The sequence below is a fragment of the Micromonospora endophytica genome (genome assembly GCF_003236305.1).
Classification (GTDB): Bacteria; Actinomycetota; Actinomycetes; order Mycobacteriales; family Micromonosporaceae; genus Micromonospora; species Micromonospora endophytica.
Window position 1 is genome coordinate 1 of the sequence record NZ_POTX01000013.1, and the last position, 16,090, is coordinate 16,090.

The following is a 16,090-nucleotide window of genomic DNA, read 5'->3' on the forward strand; positions in this document are numbered from 1 at the left end:
CGCCCCCTCCCCCGCCTCGTCGATCATGCACTTCCCGTCGGGAGAAATGCCTACATAGAGGGCATCCCGGCGACCAGAAGTGCAAGATCGACGGCGCGTGGCGTGGGGCGGGGTTTCGGTTTGTCATCGGCTATTGACGTGGTCGTAACAGGTGGCCTACCTTCCAGTCGAAGCGCTTAGTCGAAGCGTTTCGACTAACCGCTGACCGGCGAGGGAGGTGCCCGATGGCCACCATGCAGGACGTCGCGCGCCTCGCCCGGGTCTCGGTCAGCACGGTGTCGTACGTGCTCACCGGCGCGCGCCCGATCTCCCAGGCCACCCGGGACAAGGTCCTCGCCGCCATGGCCGAGCTGGAGTACCAACCGAACGCACTGGCGCGCGGGTTGGCCAGCCGGCGCAGCCGCATCCTCGGGCTGCTGCTACCGATGGACGAGCGCGGCCTCGGCGCCACCGAGACCGCCTTCGTCACCGGCGCGGCGGCCGCCGCCAGCACCGCCGGCTACCACCTGGTGCTCGCCCCGATCGGCGTCGGCGACCTCGACGAGCTGCGCCGGCTGGCCAGCCAGCGGATGCTCGACGGTGCGCTGCTGATGGAGGTGCAGCTGCACGACCCCCGGGTGGACGTGCTGCGGGAACTCGGCGTGCCGCTGGTGCTGATCGGCCGCACCGCCGACACCACCGGCCTGTCGTACGTGGACATCGACTTCGACCGCACCGTCTCCGAGGCCGTCGGCCACCTGGTCGGCCTCGGCCACCGCCGGATCGTGTACGTCAACCACTCCGCCGACACCATCGCCGAGGGGTACGGTCCGGCGAGACGCACCCGGGACGCGTTCACCGCCGCGATGGTCGGGCACGGCCTGGAACCGCTGATGATCCCGGCCGAGGACAGCGCGGCCGGCGGGCGGGCGGCGCTGGTCACCGCCCTGCGCCAGGCGCCTGACCTGACCGCGATCCTGGCGATGAACGAGAGTGCCGTCTTCGGTCTGCTCGGCGAGCTGGCCGGCCACGGCCGCAGCGTCCCCCACGACGTGTCGGTGGTGTCGATGGTCACCTCGCCGCACGTCGCCGAGTTGGCCACGCCGGCGCTGACCGCGATGAACTCGCCCGGCTCGGCGCTGGGCCGGCTCGCCATCGAGACGCTGCTTCGGCACGTCGACAGTGGCGACGGCGAGATCCACCAGCAACTGCTGCCGTGCGCGCTGGAGGTCCGCGGATCCAGCGGCCCACCGCGTGGTACGGCAGGTGAGATCACGCAGAACCAGGGGCCCGCGGTCCCTGACATGGAAGCAGCCCGTCGTCGCGCTGCCACGCGACGACGGGCTTGACGGAGTACCGGCTCGATACTCATCAAGGAGACTAGCAATGCGACGATTCCGCAGAGTAGCCGTGGTGGCCATGGTGGCCGCGCTCACGGCGACCGGCCTGGTCGCCTGCGGCGGCGACGGTGACGACGCTGGTGACGCCAACGTCCTCAAGCTCTGGCACTACGAGAGCGCGAACAGCGCGATGGGGATCGCCTGGGACCGGGCGATCGAGATCTTCAAGGAAGAGCACGAGGGCGTCGAGGTGCGCTTCGAGCGCAAGGCGTTCGAGCAGATCCAGCAGAACGCCGGCATGATCATCAACTCGTCCGAGGGCCCGGACATCATGGAGTACAACAAGGGCAACGCCACCTCCGGCCTGCTCTCCTCGCAGGGGCTGCTGGCCGACCTGACCGAGGAGGCGACCAAGCGCGGCTGGGACAAGGCGCTGAGCCCCAGCCTGCAGACCACCGCGCGGTACGACAACGGCGTGATGGGTTCCGGCAACTGGTACGGCGTGCCCAACTACGGCGAGTACGTCATGGTCTACTACAACAAGGAACTCTTCGCCGAGCACGGCGTCAAGGTCCCGACGACGATGGCCGAGTTCACCGCCGCGATGGACACCTTCGTCGCCAAGGGCGTCACCCCGCTGGGCATGTCCGGCGCCGAGTACCCGGCCGGCCAGCTCTTCTACCAGCTCGCCCTCTCCAAGGCCGACCGGGCCTTCGTGAACAACTACCAGCTCTACACCAACCCGGTGGACTTCAAGGCCGACCCGGTCAAGTACGGCGCGGAGACCTTCGCCGACTGGGTGGGCAAGGGCTACATCGCCAAGAACTCGGCCAGCCTGAAGGCCGAGGACATGGGCACCGCCTTCATGTCCGGCAAGGCGCCGATGATCGTCTCGGGTAGCTGGTGGTACGGCCGGTTCAAGAGCGAGATCAAGTTCGACTGGGACAGCTTCCTCTTCCCCGGCAACACCATGCACGCCGGCTCGTCGGGCAACCTCTGGGTGGTCCCGGAGACCAGCAAGGCCAAGAACCTGGCGTACGACTTCATCGACATCACCCTGCGTCCGGAGATCCAGGCGCTGATCGGCAACAACGGTGGTGTGCCGGTCTCCGGTGACCCGGCGTCGATCAGCGACGAGAAGGACCGCAGGCTGGTCGAGAACTTCAACAACATCAGCTCCCAGGACGGTCTGGCGTTCTACCCGGACTGGCCGGTGCCCGGCTACTACGACGTCCTGGTCTCCGGTTTCCAGAGCCTGATCAACCAGTCCAAGACGCCCGACCAGGTCCTCGACGCGATCGCCAAGCCCTACCAGGACGGCGTCGCGGAGATCAAGCGCGACTGAGCGGCGGCCGGGGGCGGGCGTCGGCCCGCGTGACCGGGTCACCGGTCCGCGCCCGCCCCCGGCGCGGAAGGACCACCCCATGGCTCTGCCCGACACCGCCGCCCCGCCCCGGGCGAGCACGTCATCCTCGACACCGACGGCCGAGCGGAAACGCCGGCCCGATCGTTCCCATGCCGCGTACTGGCTGTTCCTGCTGCCCGGCGCGGTGCTCTTCCTGCTGGTCATCGGCGGCCCGCTGGTCTACACCGGCTACCTGTCGCTGACCAAGTGGTCCGGGGTCGGCGACCCCACCTTCATCGGTCTGGACAACTACCGCAACCTGCTCACCGACGACGTCTTCTGGACCTCGTTCAAGAACACCATCGCGATGATCGTCGCGATGGTGGTGGTGCCCACCCTGGTCGGGCTGGTGCTCGCCGCGGTGCTCTTCGACACCATCGGCCGTAAGTTCCGGCCGCGCACCGCCGCCGCGCTACGGGCCGCCTTCTATCTGCCGCAGGTGCTCCCGGTCGTGGTGGCCGGCATCGTCTGGGGCTGGATCCTGCGCCCGGACGGCGCGCTCAACGGGTTGCTGGAGGCGGTCGGGCTGGGCGCGCTGAGCCACGACTGGCTCGGCGACCCGACCACCGCGCTGCCCGCGGTGATGGCGGTGATGATCTGGGTGCAGATCGGCTACCCCGTGGTCGTCTTCATGGCGGCGTTGGAGCGGGTCAACCCGGAGTTGTACGAGGCGGCCGAGATCGACGGCGCCGGCTGGTGGCAACGGTTCCGGGCGATCACCCTGGCGCAGATCCGGCCGGAGACCTTCGTGGTCGGCCTGACCTGCACCATCGCCGCGATGAAGGTGTTCGGGCCGATCTACGCGCTGACCCGCGGCGGACCGGAGAACGCCACGAACGTGCCGTCCTACTTCGCGTACTTCACCTTCTTCAAGCGACTGAACGTCGGCTACGGCTCGGCCATCTCGATGGTGCTGACGCTGATCATCGTGGTGGTGGCGGTGCTCTTCATCCGGGCGCAGAACCGCGCCGAACGACGGGACGGAGTGCTCTGATGGCCGTCACTCTCACCACCGGGCCCCGGGCCGCCGCGCGGGCGAGCGACAGGCATCGTCGCGGCGTCGGGCGCTGGATCGTGCTCGTCGTGGTCGGCGTCGCCGCGCTGGCGATGCTTGTGCCGTTCGCGTTCATGCTGCTCAACGCCTTCAAGTCGCCAGGTGACTACTCGACGAACGGGCCGCTGAGCTGGCCGACGGAGTTCTACACCACCGGGCTGCGGACGTACTGGGAACAGGTCGACTTCCCGGTCAAGCTGTGGAACTCGATAGTCATCTCCGGCTCGGTCGCGGTCCTCGCCGTGGTCGTGTCACTGCTCAGCGCGTACGCCCTCGGCATCGGCCGGGTCCGCGGCCGGCTCTGGATCATCGGCCTCTTCCTGCTGGCCAACATGCTGCCGCAGGAGGCCCTGATCTACCCGCTCTACCACTTCGCCAAGGAGGCCGGGCTCTACAACACCCGGCTGGCGGTGATCATCATCTTCACCGTCATCCAGGCCGCTTTCGGCACCTATCTGCTCGCCTCGGTGCTCGGCACGTTCCCCAGGACGCTGCTGGAGGCCGCCGCGCTCGACGGCGCCGGCAAGTGGCGGATCCTGTGGCGGGTGGTGTTGCCCAACATCCGGCCCACCATCTCGGTGCTGCTCGTCTTCTTCTTCATCTGGACCTGGAACGAGTTCCTCATCCCGCTGGTCATGCTCATCGACAACCAGACCCAGACCGTGCCGGTCGCGCTCGCATCGTTGCAGGGTGACCGGTTGATGGACGCCCCCACCACGAACGCCGGGGCGCTGCTCAGCCTCCTCCCGGCGATCCTGTTCTTCCTCGTTTTCCAGCGCACCCTCGCGCGCGGCATCACGGCAGGAGCCGACAAGTGAAGTTCACCGACGGATACTGGCAACTACGTCCCGGGGTCACCGTGCTACGCCCCGGCACTGTGGAGTCGGTCGAGCCGGACGAACGCGCCTTCACCGTCTTCGCCCCGATCGGGAAGATCACCGGACGCGGTGACACGCTCAACCGCCCGGTGGTCACCGTACGGTTCTTCACTCCCGCGCCCGGGGTGGTCGGGGTGACCGTCGGCCACCACACCGGCGGGCTGCCCAAACAGCCCCGCTTCGCGCTCGCCGAGCACCCCGAGCACCCGGTGCAGGTGGAGGTCACCGGGCTCAGCGCCCGGTTGACCACCGGCGAGCTGACCGTGCGGGTCGCGCTCACCGGCCCGTGGCGGGTCGACTTCCTGCGCGGCGACCGGCTGGTCACCGCCTCCACCGAACGCAGCATCGGTGTGGTCACCGACGCCGAGGGCGGCAAGTACGTGCACGACCGGCTGGCGCTCGGCGTCGGCGAATCCATCTACGGGCTGGGCGAACGCTTCGGGGCGTACGTCAAGAACGGCCAGACCGTCGACATCTGGAACGCCGACGGCGGCACGGCCAGCGAGCAGGCGTACAAGAACGTGCCGTTCTACCTCAGCAGCGCCGGCTACGGCGTCTTCGTCGACCACCCTGAGCACGTGTCGTTCGAGGTCGGCTCGGAGGTGGTGTCGCAGACCCAGTTCAGCGTGCCGGGGCAGTCGCTCACCTACTACCTGATCGACGGCCCCACCCCGAAGGACGTGCTGCGCCGCTACACCGCGCTGACCGGCCGCCCGGCCCGGGTGCCGGCCTGGTCGTACGGGCTGTGGCTGTCCACGTCGTTCACCACCTCGTACGACGAGAAGACGGTCACCGAGTTCATCGACGGGATGGCCGAGCGCGACCTGCCCCTGTCGGTGTTCCACTTCGACTGCTTCTGGATGCGCCAGTTCCACTGGGTCGACTTCATCTGGGACCCCGCCACCTTCCCCGAGCCCGAGGCGATGCTGCGCCGGCTGCACGAGCGGGGCCTGAAGGTGTGCGTCTGGATCAACCCGTACATCGCCCAGCGGTCGTACCTGTTCGAGGAGGGCCGCCAGGCCGGCTACCTGGTCCGCAACCCGGACGGCTCGATCTGGCAGTGGGACAAGTGGCAGGCCGGCATGGCGCTTGTCGACTTCACCAACCCGGAGGCGGCCCAGTGGTTCGCCGACAAGCTCAAGGCCCTGCTCGACATGGGGGTCGACTGCTTCAAGACCGACTTCGGCGAGCGCATCCCGACCGACGTGGTCTGGCACGACGGCTCCGACCCGCAACGGATGCACAACTACTACTCGTACCTCTACAACAAGACCGTGTTCGAGCTGCTGGCGGCGGAACGCGGTGCGGGCGAGGCGGTGGTCTTCGCCCGGTCGGCGACGGCCGGCGGGCAGCAGTTCCCGGTGCACTGGGGTGGCGACTGTGAGTCCACGTTCGTGGCGATGGCCGAGTCGCTGCGCGGCGGGCTGTCGCTGGCGGCGTCGGGCTTCGGGTACTGGAGCCACGACATCGGCGGCTTCGAAGGCACCCCGGACCCGGCGGTGTTCAAGCGGTGGATCGCCTTCGGGCTGCTCTCCTCGCACTCGCGGCTGCACGGCTCCGGCTCTTACCGGGTGCCGTGGGCGTACGACGACGAGGCGGTGGAGGTGCTGCGCCGGTTCACCCGGCTCAAGCTGAGCCTGATGCCGTACCTCGCGGCGGCGGCCGAGGAGGCACACCGCGAGGGGATACCGGTGATGCGCCCGATGATCGTGGAGTTCCCGGACGACCCGGCCGCCGCCCACCTGGACCGGCAGTACATGCTCGGTCCGGACCTGCTGGTCGCACCGGTGATGAGCGCCGACGGCCAGGTGACCTACTACGTGCCGGCCGGCACCTGGACCAACCTGATGACCGGCGCGCAGGTCAGCGGGCCGGGCTGGGTGACCGAGAAGCACGGCTTCGACACCGTGCCGGTGCTGGCCCGTCCCGGTGCCGTGATCCCGTTCGGCTCGGTCACCGACCGACCCGACTACCGGTGGGCCGACGGGGTCCAGCTGCGGCTGTACGCACCGGTGGCAGGGCAGCAGACCCAGGTCCGGATTCCGTCGCCCGACGGTGGCCCGGACACCGAGTTCCATGTGCGCTATCAGGACGGGACGGCCACCGCCGAGGTGGTGGCGGGCCACTCGTCCGGCTACGACTGTGCGGTCACGGAGGTGGCGAAGTGAGTGACGTGATTTTCCCCGAGGGATTCGTGTGGGGGTCGGCGACAGCGTCGTACCAGATCGAGGGCGCGGCCAAGGAGGACGGCCGCGGTCCGTCCATCTGGGACACCTACAGCCACACCCCGGGACGGACCTTGAACGGGGACACCGGCGACGTGGCGGCCGACCACTACCACCGCTGGGCCGACGACCTCGACCAGGTGGCCGCGCTCGGGCTCGACGCGTACCGGTTCTCGATCGCCTGGCCACGGGTGCAGCCCGGCGGTTCCGGCCCGGTCAACCAGGCCGGGGTGGACTTCTACTCCCGGCTGGTGGACCGGCTGCTCGAACTCGGCATCCGGCCGGTGGCCACGCTCTACCACTGGGACCTGCCGCAGGAACTGGAGGACGCCGGCGGCTGGCCGGCCCGGGACACCGCGTCGCGCTTCGTCGACTACACCGAGAAGATCGTCGGGGCGCTCGGCGACCGGGTGCACACCTGGACCACCTTCAACGAGCCGTGGTGCTCGGCGTACCTCGGCTACGCCTCCGGGGTGCACGCGCCGGGGCGCACCGAGCCGGCCGCCGCGCTGGCCGCCGTACACCATCTGAACCTGGCGCACGGCCTGGCCGGCCGGGTGATCCGGGAGCTGGCGCCCGCCGCGCAGCTCTCGGTCACGCTGAACCTGCACGTGATCCGCCCGGCCTCGGAGTCGGCGGCCGACGCCGACGCGGCACGCCGGATCGACGCGCTGGCCAACCGGGCGTTCCTCGGCCCGATGCTGGAGGGCGCGTACCCGGCGGACCTGCTCGCCGACACCGCCGGGGTCACCGACTGGTCGTTCGTGCGCGACGGCGACGAGCAGGTCGCGGCCGTGCCGCTCGACGTGCTCGGCGTCAACTACTACTCGACCACCCTGGTCCGCGCCTGGGACGGGGTGTCTCCCAAGTCGGACTCCGACGGGCACGGCCGCTCGGCGCACTCGGCCTGGGTGGGCTCCGAGCAGGTCGAGTTCCTGCCGCAGCCCGGCCCGCACACCGCGATGGGCTGGAACATCGAGCCGGCCGGCCTGACCGAGCTGCTGCTGCGGCTGCACCGCGAATACCCGAATCAGCCGATGATGATCACCGAGAACGGCGCCGCCTTCGCCGACGAGGTCTCCCCCGACGGCGCCATCCACGACGACCGCCGCATCGACTACCTCCGCCGCCACATCGCCGCCACACACGACGCGATGACCGCCGGCGCCGACGTGCGCGGCTACTTCGTCTGGTCCCTGCTGGACAACTTCGAGTGGGGCTACGGCTACGACCGCCGCTTCGGCATCATCCGCGTCGACTACGACACCCAGCAGCGCACCTGGAAAGACTCCGCCCACTGGTACCGCACCCTCACCACCACCAACCGCCTCCCCTGATACCTCGCCCCGCCCCCGTTGATCATGAGGTTAGCGGCAGTATTCGATCTTCAGACTGCCGCTAACCTCATGATCAACGGGGGCGGTGGCGGGTCAGGCGGGGACGCGTTGTTCGGGGACGGAGAGTCCGTAGAGGGCCATCAACTCGGGGGTGTCGACGCGGCTGCCGTCGGCGATCGAGTCGCAGGCAATGTCGACGATCTGGTCCTTGTGGGCCAGCAGGTAGGGGCGGGCGCCGACGTCGGCGCTGGCCAGGGTGGCGATGCCGGGCCAGTGCCGGCGACCGAAGAGCATCGGGTAGCCGCGTAGACCGTGGTAGGTCGCGCAGACCAGCACGTCAGGGAAGGGCAGCGCGGCCACCCGGCGGACCGCGGCGGCGGTCAGTCCCGGCATGTCGACAGGCACCACCACCACCGCCTCGACCCGGTCGTCGTCGATGCCGGCCAGGCCGGCTCGGATGGACGAGCCCACGCCGGTCCCCCAGGCCCGGTTGACCACCACCGTGGCACGGTCCAGGTCGGCGGTCTCGCGGACCTGGTCGGCCGCGGCACCGAGGACGACCACGATCTGCCCGCAGCCCGCCTCCACCAGCGTGTCGATCATCTGGTCCACCAGGGACTTGTCGCCCTGGCGCAGCAGGGCCTCCGGGCCGCCGATCCGGCGGCCACCACCCGCGGCGATGATCATTCCTGCGATCCGGTTCAGAGCCCGCGCTCCCTCCAGAGTGGGACCGGCAGGCACCGAGGCGCTGTCCGTCCCGTCCGACGCACACCGTGAGCAACGATCGCGGCCGACGGAGAGTGGCGGGCAAATCACATAAATTGGACAGCCGGGTGCAAGGAGGGGCCCCCTGCTAACGCCTGCGGTAGAGGAGGGGCCCCCTATTAACAGCCGACCCAGCCGCACCGACAGCACTACGCCACCCGGCCGGCCCAGCCGAGCCGTGGAGCTGTCCCGGCCGCGCCACCGGGACCTGGCTAGGCGTTCTGGCGGAGCTGTCGTCCCAGCCGAGGGAGGAAACGACCCACGCGGGAGGCGTACGCGTTCCACGCCTCGCCGTGCACGCGGGCCAGGTACGGCTCCTCCACCGCTCGGACCTGGAGTTGAAGCGCCGCGACCAGCGTGCCGGCCGCGACGAGGCTGACCGCGTTGGGCACCATGGCGGCGAGGCCGATGCTGGTGACCGCCATGGCGGTGAAGATCGGGTTGCGGGCGACCGCGAACGCGCCGTGGGTGACCAGGCTTGTGCGTTCTGCGGGGTCGACGCCGATCCGCCAGGAGGTGCCCATCTGCCGCTGCGCGGCGAGCACGGCGGCGACCCCGGCCAGGGCCAGGACAGTCCCGGCGAGCCGGACCCCGCCCCGGTCGAGGAGACCAACCGGGGCGAGCCCGGCCAGGCCGGCGACCGGGCCGGCGGCGTTGAGCAGCAGGGCCGCGACGAAGAGCAGCTTGGCCCACCAGCGCAGCGTGCCGGGTCGCCCGGCGTCCAGGCGCAGGCCGGTGTCGCCGGTGCGGCGCCACTGCGCGAAGCTGCGCCAGCCGAAGGCCGCCGCCAGGGCGGTGAGGTAGAGCGCGAGCGCGAAGCCGGCCATCATTGAGCCTCCAGTCGGGACGGGCAGCAGCCGCCGACACACTCATCGGTGGACGGCGGTGCGGGGACTACGGAACGGGATCCGGCGGGCGGGGCACCGACCGGGGAGCAGCAGGCGTGGCCGCGCCAGGCGTCGCGGCCCTCCCGCACGGCGACGGCGGCGATCACGAGGGCGACGGTCGGATCCGCCCACCACCAGCCGAACAGTGAGTTCAGCGCCAGGCCGACCAGCAGCACCGCGGAGAGGTAGGTGCAGAGCAGGGTCCGGGGAGAACGAAGAACGACACCGCAACGACTCGCAACGCGGCGCGTTCCCGGCGCTTGTGGTCGGTGCCGGCGAACTGCCACGCGATCGCGCCGGCGGAGGGCACCTCGACCACCGAGTCGAGACCGAACCCGATCAGGGCCGTGGACGAGGCAACCCTCCCCGCGCTGATCGCGACGACCACCTCGATCACGTTGTAGGTGATCGAGGCGGCGACGAACCAGCGAACCCGGCGGGTCAAGTACCGCCCGCCGTCCGGCGGACGGCACGGCAACGCTCGGGGCCCTTCGGATCGGGGTGACCATCAGCAGCAGGCATCGGTGTCGGCGGTCGGGCACGCGGCCGGGTCGACGGCCAGGACCAGGCCGAGCAGGTCTCCGAGGGCGTGCGCGAGGCGGGGATCGGCCAGTTCGTAACGGGAGCGGCGCCCCTCCGGCGCGGCCACGACCAGGCCGCAGCCGCGTAGGCAGGCCAGGTGGTTGGAGAGGTTCTGCCGGCTGGTGCCGAGCAGTTCCGCCAGCTCAGCGGGGTAGCCGGGCCCTTCGCGCAGGGCGAGCAGCAGCCTGGCCCGGACGGGGTCGGAGAGGGCGTGCCCGAAGCGGGCCAGGACGTCTCCGTTCGTCAGCGTATCCACATCCGCAACAGTACATCATCGAGTGAATACAGAGAATGCTGAATTGAGCGGCTGGTTACCGCGGCCAGCTCGTGTCGATGGCCCGCACCGTCGGGTCGAGCCCCGGCCGGTCCGGGACCGGGGCGGAAATTCGTGCACGGCGGCGCGCCGGTGCGGTCCGATTCGCTGCTCGGGCCGCACCGTCGTACGCGGGTGGGGGATGCGGCACCGGCGCCGGACCGGACGCCGGCCGCGGGACATTCAGTAGCTCGCATGACAGTGTGAGCGATTTTGCTGGCGGGCTGGCCGTCAATGTGCGGAGGAGCGGGCGGCGAGCCAGATACCGACGGCGATCGTGACGCCGGCGAGGACGATCCCGACGACCCGCAGCGGGTCGACCGCGAGGCTCTCCTGGAAGACGGTGACCCCGAGGACGACGCTGGCGACGGGGTCGGTGAGGGTGACCGCGGTGAGCGGCGCGGCCAGGCGGCCGTGCTGGAAGGCGGTCTGGTTCAGCAGCAACCCGACGGTGACGACCACCGCCAGGGCCGGGATCCGCCAGCTCAACAGGGTGTCCAGGCCCTGGAAGCGGCCGGTGACGTCCTTCACCAGCGCCGCCGCCAGGCTGTAGGCGAGGCCGCTGGAGATGCCGAGCGCCGCGCCTCGAGCGGCACCGGTCAACCGGTACGCGGCCAGGACACCTGCCACGATGAGCAGGACCAGGCAACTCGCCGGGCCGACCCAGGCACCCGGACGAGGGCTGGCGACACCGGCGTGGGCGTCAGCGAGGACGAGGAACGCGGTCAGGCCGACCACCCCGACCGCGCTGGCGAGCAGGTCCCGCGACGCGATCCGGCGGCGGATCATGGCGCCCTCGATCAGGACCGCCATGAACAGGCCGCTGGCCAGCAGGGGCTGTACGACCGCGAGGGGCCCGAGACGTAGCGCGGCGGCCTGGAGCGTCACCGCTGCGGAGTCGGGGATCCAGCCGGACAGCCACAGCCGGCTGCGCAGCAGCCGCAACAGCAGCCGCGGATCCGCCACCCCGTGCTCGGGCTGCTGCTTGGCGGCACGTTGGTGCAGGGCGGAGGCGAGTGCGAAACAGAACGCCGACGCGAGCGCGAGGGGAATCACGATGCGATCGGCTCATCCCGCCGGTGGCCGGGTGACCCGACCGGCCTGCCGGACGGCGTCGGAGACCACGACCGCCATGTCGGTCGCGGCCACAGCCAGGGCGGTCGCCGCGGCTCCCGCGGTGGTCAACGCGGTGAGTGTGGGGCGCAGGTGGGCGGCGGTGGTGACGTACGTGGTCAGTCCGGCGTCGGCAAGCACCTCGGCGTTGGCCCGGCCGTGCCCGGGAATGGGCCGGTACGTGACGGTCGGCAGACCGGCCGCCAGTGACTGCTGGCAGGTGAGCCCGCCGGCGTTCTCCACCACGACGTCGACCGCCCGCATGAGGGTGGGCATGTCGTCCACCCAGCCCAGGACGTGTCCGGGAAAGGCATGCAGCTGGCGACGCAGGTCGTCGTTGCGCCCGCAGACGATCACCGGTGTGACGCAGCCGGTGGCGAGCACCTCGGCGGCGGTGCGGGTGACGTCGCCGACGCCCCAGGAACCGGCGACGATCAGGGCCAGCCGTTCCCGCTGCGGCAGACCGAAGCAGGCACGGGCGGCGCGTTTGCCGTCGCCGGGCAGGTCGGTGAACCGGGCGGAGACCAACGGGCGCACCACCCGCACGTCGAACGCCCCGTTGGCGGCGGCCTGCCGCCGCGCCGCATCGTGGATGACGCAGTACGTGTCGACGCCCGGCGCCATCCAGGTCGGGTGGACCACAAAGTCGGTGACGTAGGTGATCACCGGCGTGTCCAGCAGGCCCCGGTGACGCAGCGGTCCGAGCACCTGGTTGGCGAAGGGAAAGGTCGTGACGACCAGGTTGGTGCCGCGCGGCAGCCGCGACAGCATCCGACGCGCCGCCAGCCGCAGCGCCGCCCTGATCACCCGGACCGTCAACGACGAGCGGTTGGTGATGGTGAACAGGGCGTCGTAACTCCAGGGCAGCCAGCGCAGCATCGCCCGGTAGCTCTCCCGGACCACGCGGTGCAGGGGGCGGGGCAGCGCCAGGAAGAAGTTGAGCCGCTCCACCACGATCCCGTACGCGGCAAGCCGCTCGGCCAGTTCGGCGGCGGCGGCATCGTGTCCGGCGCCGATGTCCGCGGACACGACCACCACCCGCAGCCGGCCCGGCTCACCAGGCCCCGCGACCGAACCACCCCGGTCAGCCCGCCTGCCTAGGGGTTCCGCCGGCGTGACCAGCGGCAGATCGCCACTGCCGTCATCGACAGCGGCACCGGGCGCGAGGGTGAGCCTTCGCGGCTGGTTCACCGGCCGGGGTTACCCGCCCTTGAGACGGCTATGCCCACCGCTTGTCCGGTCGCCATGGTTCAGCGCGGCCCGGTCGAGTGGTTGAGCGGCCCGGTCGAGTGGTTGAGCGGCCCGGTCGAGTGGTTAATAGGGGGCCCCTGCTATACACCAGGCGTTAGCAGGGGGCCCCTCCTTAAACCTGATGCGTGGCGAGTGGGCCGATGGTCAGGTTCTGGCGCTGCGCCCAGTCGAACAACCGTGGCAGCACCGCCAGGGCGCCACGCCAGGCACCGGGGGTGGACGCGGAGTCGGAGTCGTGCAGCAGCAGAGTCCCGCCACCGGCGAGATCGCGGCTGATCGTCTGCCAGATCTGCTCCGGTGAGCGCCGGGCATCCCAGTCGCGACCCCAGGCCGTCCAGAGTCGCGGGGTCAGGTGCAGCCGCCGGCAGGCCAGCAACGCGGCAGGTGTCAGCACCCCGTACGGCGGCCGGTACCAGGTCGGTGCTTCGCCCGTCACGTCCGCGATCCGGTCCCGGGCCCGGGCGATGTCGGCGTACGTGGCAGTGGGTGAGCGCCACAGCAGGTTGCGGTGCTCCCACCCGTGCACCGCGACCTCGTGCCCGGAGGCGACCAGTTCCCGGCCGAGCCCCGGGTCCTGGTCGAGCAGCGACCCGAGCACGAAGAAGGTGGCCCGTACCCGGGCCCGAGCCAGCAGGCGCAGGAACTGCGGGGTGGAGCCGGCGTCGGGGCCGTCGTCGAAGGTCAGCGCGATCCGGCTGCCCGGACCGATCCCCGCCAGGCGCGGCCAGAGCCGGCGGCGCAGCGGCCCGTGCGCGGTCACCAGCGGCGCGGCCTGCGCCGCCGCGCCCACCGCGGTGGCCGCGACGATGCCGAGCGCCAGTGGCCGCATGTCTGCCGTCTCACCTCTGTCGATCCGAGCGGTGCCGGCAGCCGGGATACCCGCTCGCGGCCGGATCAGGCCCGCCGTTGGGCTGGGTCGGATTCGGTGACCGGTCAGTCGGTGCGCCGGGTCACCCGTCGTAGTCGATGCCGGACCCCGCCGGCCGCCCGGTTGGTCAACCGCGAGAAGGCACTGTCGGGGCGTCGTTGCGCCTGCTCGGCAAGGGAATCGGCATGGGCCAGCATGCCGACGATCGTCTCGATGGCGGCCGCCAGCAACTGCCCCTCGTCGAGATCGTCGGGGCTGCCCGTCGGCCGCATTCCGGTGGGCCGCAGTTCCGCCAGGTCGCCGACGATCTGGCACGGGTAGTCCCGCAGTTCCTTGATCTGGTGCTCGGCCAGCTCCGTGACCCACTCGGCGCGGTCCAGGCCCACACCGAACTTCAGCGGGTCGGGCCGCCGCTTGAGCACCGCGTCGACCAGGTGCCGGTGGACCACCCGCCGGTACGGCGTACGCAGCGGGTAGCGGTCACCCAGTGCCCGGTTGACCCGCCGGAGCAGCTCGATCTCGGCGGCCCCGAGCGAGGCGTTCGAGGTGGGTTTCGCCGGCGCGCACAGCCCGGCCGGAATGCCCATGATGCCGGCGAAGCGGTGCCACAGCACGTCCGGGCGGGCCCCCGGGGGCGGGACCGTCACCAGGTGCCGCCGCTGCGCCGGCACCAGGTCACCCCAGCGGCGCAGCATCCGGGGTGCGGTGTGGTTGTCCCAGAACGCCTCGCACCTGCCGCTCTCCACAGCGGCCAGGAACTCCTCGAAGCGCCAGCCGCTGCGGGCCCGGATGCTCTGCTGCCAGAACGACGGGAAGGTACGCCACAGGTCACGTCCGGCCACGACGACGTGGACCTCGGCGGGCTGCAGGCTCGCCACCGCGCGGGCCGCCTGCGCGGCGGTGGCCGCGCCCAACCCCTCGTTGCTGATGATCACGTCGCCGGGCCAGGCCCGAGCCTGCTCGGCGAGCCGATCCCAGGTCCAGTACACCTCGGCGTCGCGCCAGCGGGCCTGACGCAGGTCGGCCATCGCCTGATCGTGCGCCACCGCGCTGCCGGGCAGCAGGATGCCTGCCGTACGCAGCGCGGCCTGGTTCGCCCAGAGCACGTTCTGCACGTACGTGCTGCCCGTCTTCGGCGCGCCGATGTGCAGGTAGACACGTACGGCCATGCCATTTCCCCCGAATCTTCACCTCGTCGACCAGGTTGGTCAGGTTGGCAGACGAAGGTGAACGTTCGGGGACGGCAAGGCTCTCGGGCCCCGACGGCAGGGGCCGGTAGCGGGTCGCGCCGGTCAGGCGGTGTGGTGGTCGAGCACCGGCGCCAGGTCGATGTCGGCCGGATCCCGCTGCCGCACCCGGGCGGCGGTCAGTCGGTCTCGGGCGGCGGTCAGGTGCTGACGGAACAGCACCGCGAGGACGTCCGCGTCGCCGGTACGGATGGCGTCGATCATCTCCTGGTGTTCCCGGTTGGCGGCGTGGCGACCGCCCAGCACCTCGATGTTCTCCTGCGAGTACGGCTGGGTGAGGGCGAGCAGGTTGACGCATACCCGCCGGGCGTGTGGGCGCGCCGCCAGGTCGTAGAGCTTGAGATGGAAGTCGTAGTTGAGTCGCAGCCAGGCCGCGGCGGTCTCGGCGACGACCATCTCGTCGGCGAGCCGGGACAGCTCGGCGATGTCGCGGCCCCGCGCCTCCTCGACGATCATGGCCGTCAGTGACGGCTCCAGAACGATCCGCAGGTCGTAGATGTCCTGGAGGTCTTCCAGGGTGAGTTGGCGGACCGAGGCCCGGCCGCCCGTGCTCATCTCGACCAGCCCCTCGCTGCCGAGGATCCGCAGCGCCTCCCGCACCGGGTTACGGCTGACCTTGAACCGCCGGGCCAGGTCTTCCTGCACCAGCAGGCTGCCGGGCGGAATGACCTTTTCCCGGATAGCTCGGCGCAACGTCTCGGCCATCTGCTCTGGGGTCGCCATGGTGCTCCGTCTCCTCCGATGCCCGCCGTCTCGGCCGAACTGTTTCCAGGACGTTACTTGACAGCGCGCGTTGTGATCCGCCTTACTGTACCCGCTGTCCTCGCTGTCCTCGCCGAGGACAAT

At 70.7% G+C, this 16,090-nt stretch carries 14 protein-coding genes and 1 pseudogene; 6 read left to right on the top strand and 9 right to left on the bottom strand.

The genetic code is table 11. From position 1 onward, the window contains the following. Window positions 1–224 precede the first annotated feature (224 nt). The 6 genes from C1I93_RS03445 to C1I93_RS03470 all read left to right on the top strand — a co-directional run bounded on the left by C1I93_RS03445 (window position 225) and on the right by C1I93_RS03470 (window position 8,218). Window positions 225–1,328, top strand: coding sequence for a LacI family DNA-binding transcriptional regulator (locus C1I93_RS03445; RefSeq protein WP_223256631.1), 1,104 nt, complete (start codon window positions 225–227; stop codon window positions 1,326–1,328). Between the two features lie 37 nt (window positions 1,329–1,365). After that, the gene (locus C1I93_RS03450; RefSeq protein WP_111241741.1) at window positions 1,366–2,664 is read left to right on the top strand and encodes an ABC transporter substrate-binding protein; all 1,299 of its coding nucleotides are present in this window, start codon (window positions 1,366–1,368) and stop codon (window positions 2,662–2,664) included. Window positions 2,665–2,743: 79 nt separating this feature from the next. Next, window positions 2,744–3,718, top strand: a complete 975-nt coding sequence (locus C1I93_RS03455; protein WP_111241742.1) for a carbohydrate ABC transporter permease — start codon at window positions 2,744–2,746, stop codon at window positions 3,716–3,718. Continuing rightward, entirely contained in the window at window positions 3,718–4,596 is an 879-nt protein-coding gene (locus C1I93_RS03460; RefSeq protein WP_111241743.1) for a carbohydrate ABC transporter permease, read from the top strand. Before C1I93_RS03455 ends, C1I93_RS03460 begins: the two co-directional genes overlap by 1 nt. Then, window positions 4,593–6,824, top strand: coding sequence for an alpha-xylosidase (gene yicI / locus C1I93_RS03465; RefSeq protein WP_111241744.1), 2,232 nt, complete (start codon window positions 4,593–4,595; stop codon window positions 6,822–6,824). The genes C1I93_RS03460 and yicI overlap by 4 nt, the downstream gene beginning before the upstream one ends. Then, window positions 6,821–8,218, top strand: a complete 1,398-nt coding sequence (locus C1I93_RS03470; protein ID WP_111241745.1) for a GH1 family beta-glucosidase — start codon at window positions 6,821–6,823, stop codon at window positions 8,216–8,218. Before yicI ends, C1I93_RS03470 begins: the two co-directional genes overlap by 4 nt. Window positions 8,219–8,311: 93 nt before the next feature. Here C1I93_RS03470 and C1I93_RS03475 read toward each other — a convergent pair whose 3' ends face one another. From C1I93_RS03475 to C1I93_RS03515, 9 genes and pseudogenes are all read right to left on the bottom strand, one after another. After that, window positions 8,312–8,905 (bottom strand): nucleotidyltransferase family protein, encoded by a 594-nt coding sequence (locus C1I93_RS03475; RefSeq protein ID WP_111241746.1) that lies wholly within the window; start codon window positions 8,903–8,905, stop codon window positions 8,312–8,314. 290 nt (window positions 8,906–9,195) lie between these two features. Then, window positions 9,196–9,810, bottom strand: a complete 615-nt coding sequence (locus tag C1I93_RS03480; RefSeq protein WP_111241747.1) for a methyltransferase family protein — start codon at window positions 9,808–9,810, stop codon at window positions 9,196–9,198. Continuing rightward, window positions 9,810–10,379, bottom strand: a pseudogene (locus C1I93_RS03485) (hypothetical protein). Before C1I93_RS03485 ends, C1I93_RS03480 begins: the two are co-directional and overlap by 1 nt. Further along, window positions 10,379–10,708 carry an ArsR/SmtB family transcription factor gene (locus C1I93_RS03490; protein WP_111241748.1) on the bottom strand — a complete coding sequence of 110 codons (330 nt, stop codon included), beginning with the start codon at window positions 10,706–10,708 and terminating at the stop codon, window positions 10,379–10,381. The pseudogene C1I93_RS03485 and the gene C1I93_RS03490 overlap by 1 nt, the downstream one beginning before the upstream one ends. 288 nt (window positions 10,709–10,996) lie before the next feature. After that, complete coding sequence (locus tag C1I93_RS03495; protein ID WP_111241749.1) at window positions 10,997–11,821, bottom strand: DMT family transporter; 825 nt, start codon at window positions 11,819–11,821, stop codon at window positions 10,997–10,999. A 12-nt stretch (window positions 11,822–11,833) separates the two neighbouring features. Continuing rightward, window positions 11,834–13,000, bottom strand: a complete 1,167-nt coding sequence (locus tag C1I93_RS03500) for an MGDG synthase family glycosyltransferase (RefSeq protein WP_111241775.1) — start codon at window positions 12,998–13,000, stop codon at window positions 11,834–11,836. A gap of 241 nt (window positions 13,001–13,241) precedes the next feature. After that, a complete protein-coding gene (locus C1I93_RS03505) occupies window positions 13,242–13,958 on the bottom strand; it encodes a polysaccharide deacetylase family protein (protein ID WP_111241750.1) in 717 nt (238 codons plus the stop codon). A gap of 104 nt (window positions 13,959–14,062) precedes the next feature. Then, window positions 14,063–15,166: a hypothetical protein gene (locus C1I93_RS03510; protein WP_111241751.1), complete on the bottom strand. Its 1,104-nt coding sequence runs from the start codon at window positions 15,164–15,166 to the stop codon at window positions 14,063–14,065. 123 nt (window positions 15,167–15,289) lie between these two features. Further along, window positions 15,290–15,967, bottom strand: a complete 678-nt coding sequence (locus C1I93_RS03515) for a GntR family transcriptional regulator (RefSeq protein WP_111241752.1) — start codon at window positions 15,965–15,967, stop codon at window positions 15,290–15,292. Between the last annotated feature and the right edge of the window lie 123 nt (window positions 15,968–16,090).

Coding starts and splice junctions, on each gene's coding strand:
- C1I93_RS03475 (WP_111241746.1), bottom strand. CDS start 8,905: ATGATCATCGCCGCGGGTGGTGGCCGCCGGATCGGCGGCCCGGAGGCC.
- C1I93_RS03445 (WP_223256631.1), top strand. CDS start 225: ATGGCCACCATGCAGGACGTCGCGCGCCTCGCCCGGGTCTCGGTCAGC.
- C1I93_RS03480 (WP_111241747.1), bottom strand. CDS start 9,810: ATGGCCGGCTTCGCGCTCGCGCTCTACCTCACCGCCCTGGCGGCGGCC.
- C1I93_RS03510 (WP_111241751.1), bottom strand. CDS start 15,166: ATGGCCGTACGTGTCTACCTGCACATCGGCGCGCCGAAGACGGGCAGC.
- C1I93_RS03450 (WP_111241741.1), top strand. CDS start 1,366: ATGCGACGATTCCGCAGAGTAGCCGTGGTGGCCATGGTGGCCGCGCTC.
- C1I93_RS03505 (WP_111241750.1), bottom strand. CDS start 13,958: ATGCGGCCACTGGCGCTCGGCATCGTCGCGGCCACCGCGGTGGGCGCG.
- C1I93_RS03460 (WP_111241743.1), top strand. CDS start 3,718: ATGGCCGTCACTCTCACCACCGGGCCCCGGGCCGCCGCGCGGGCGAGC.
- C1I93_RS03515 (WP_111241752.1), bottom strand. CDS start 15,967: ATGGCGACCCCAGAGCAGATGGCCGAGACGTTGCGCCGAGCTATCCGG.
- C1I93_RS03455 (WP_111241742.1), top strand. CDS start 2,744: ATGGCTCTGCCCGACACCGCCGCCCCGCCCCGGGCGAGCACGTCATCC.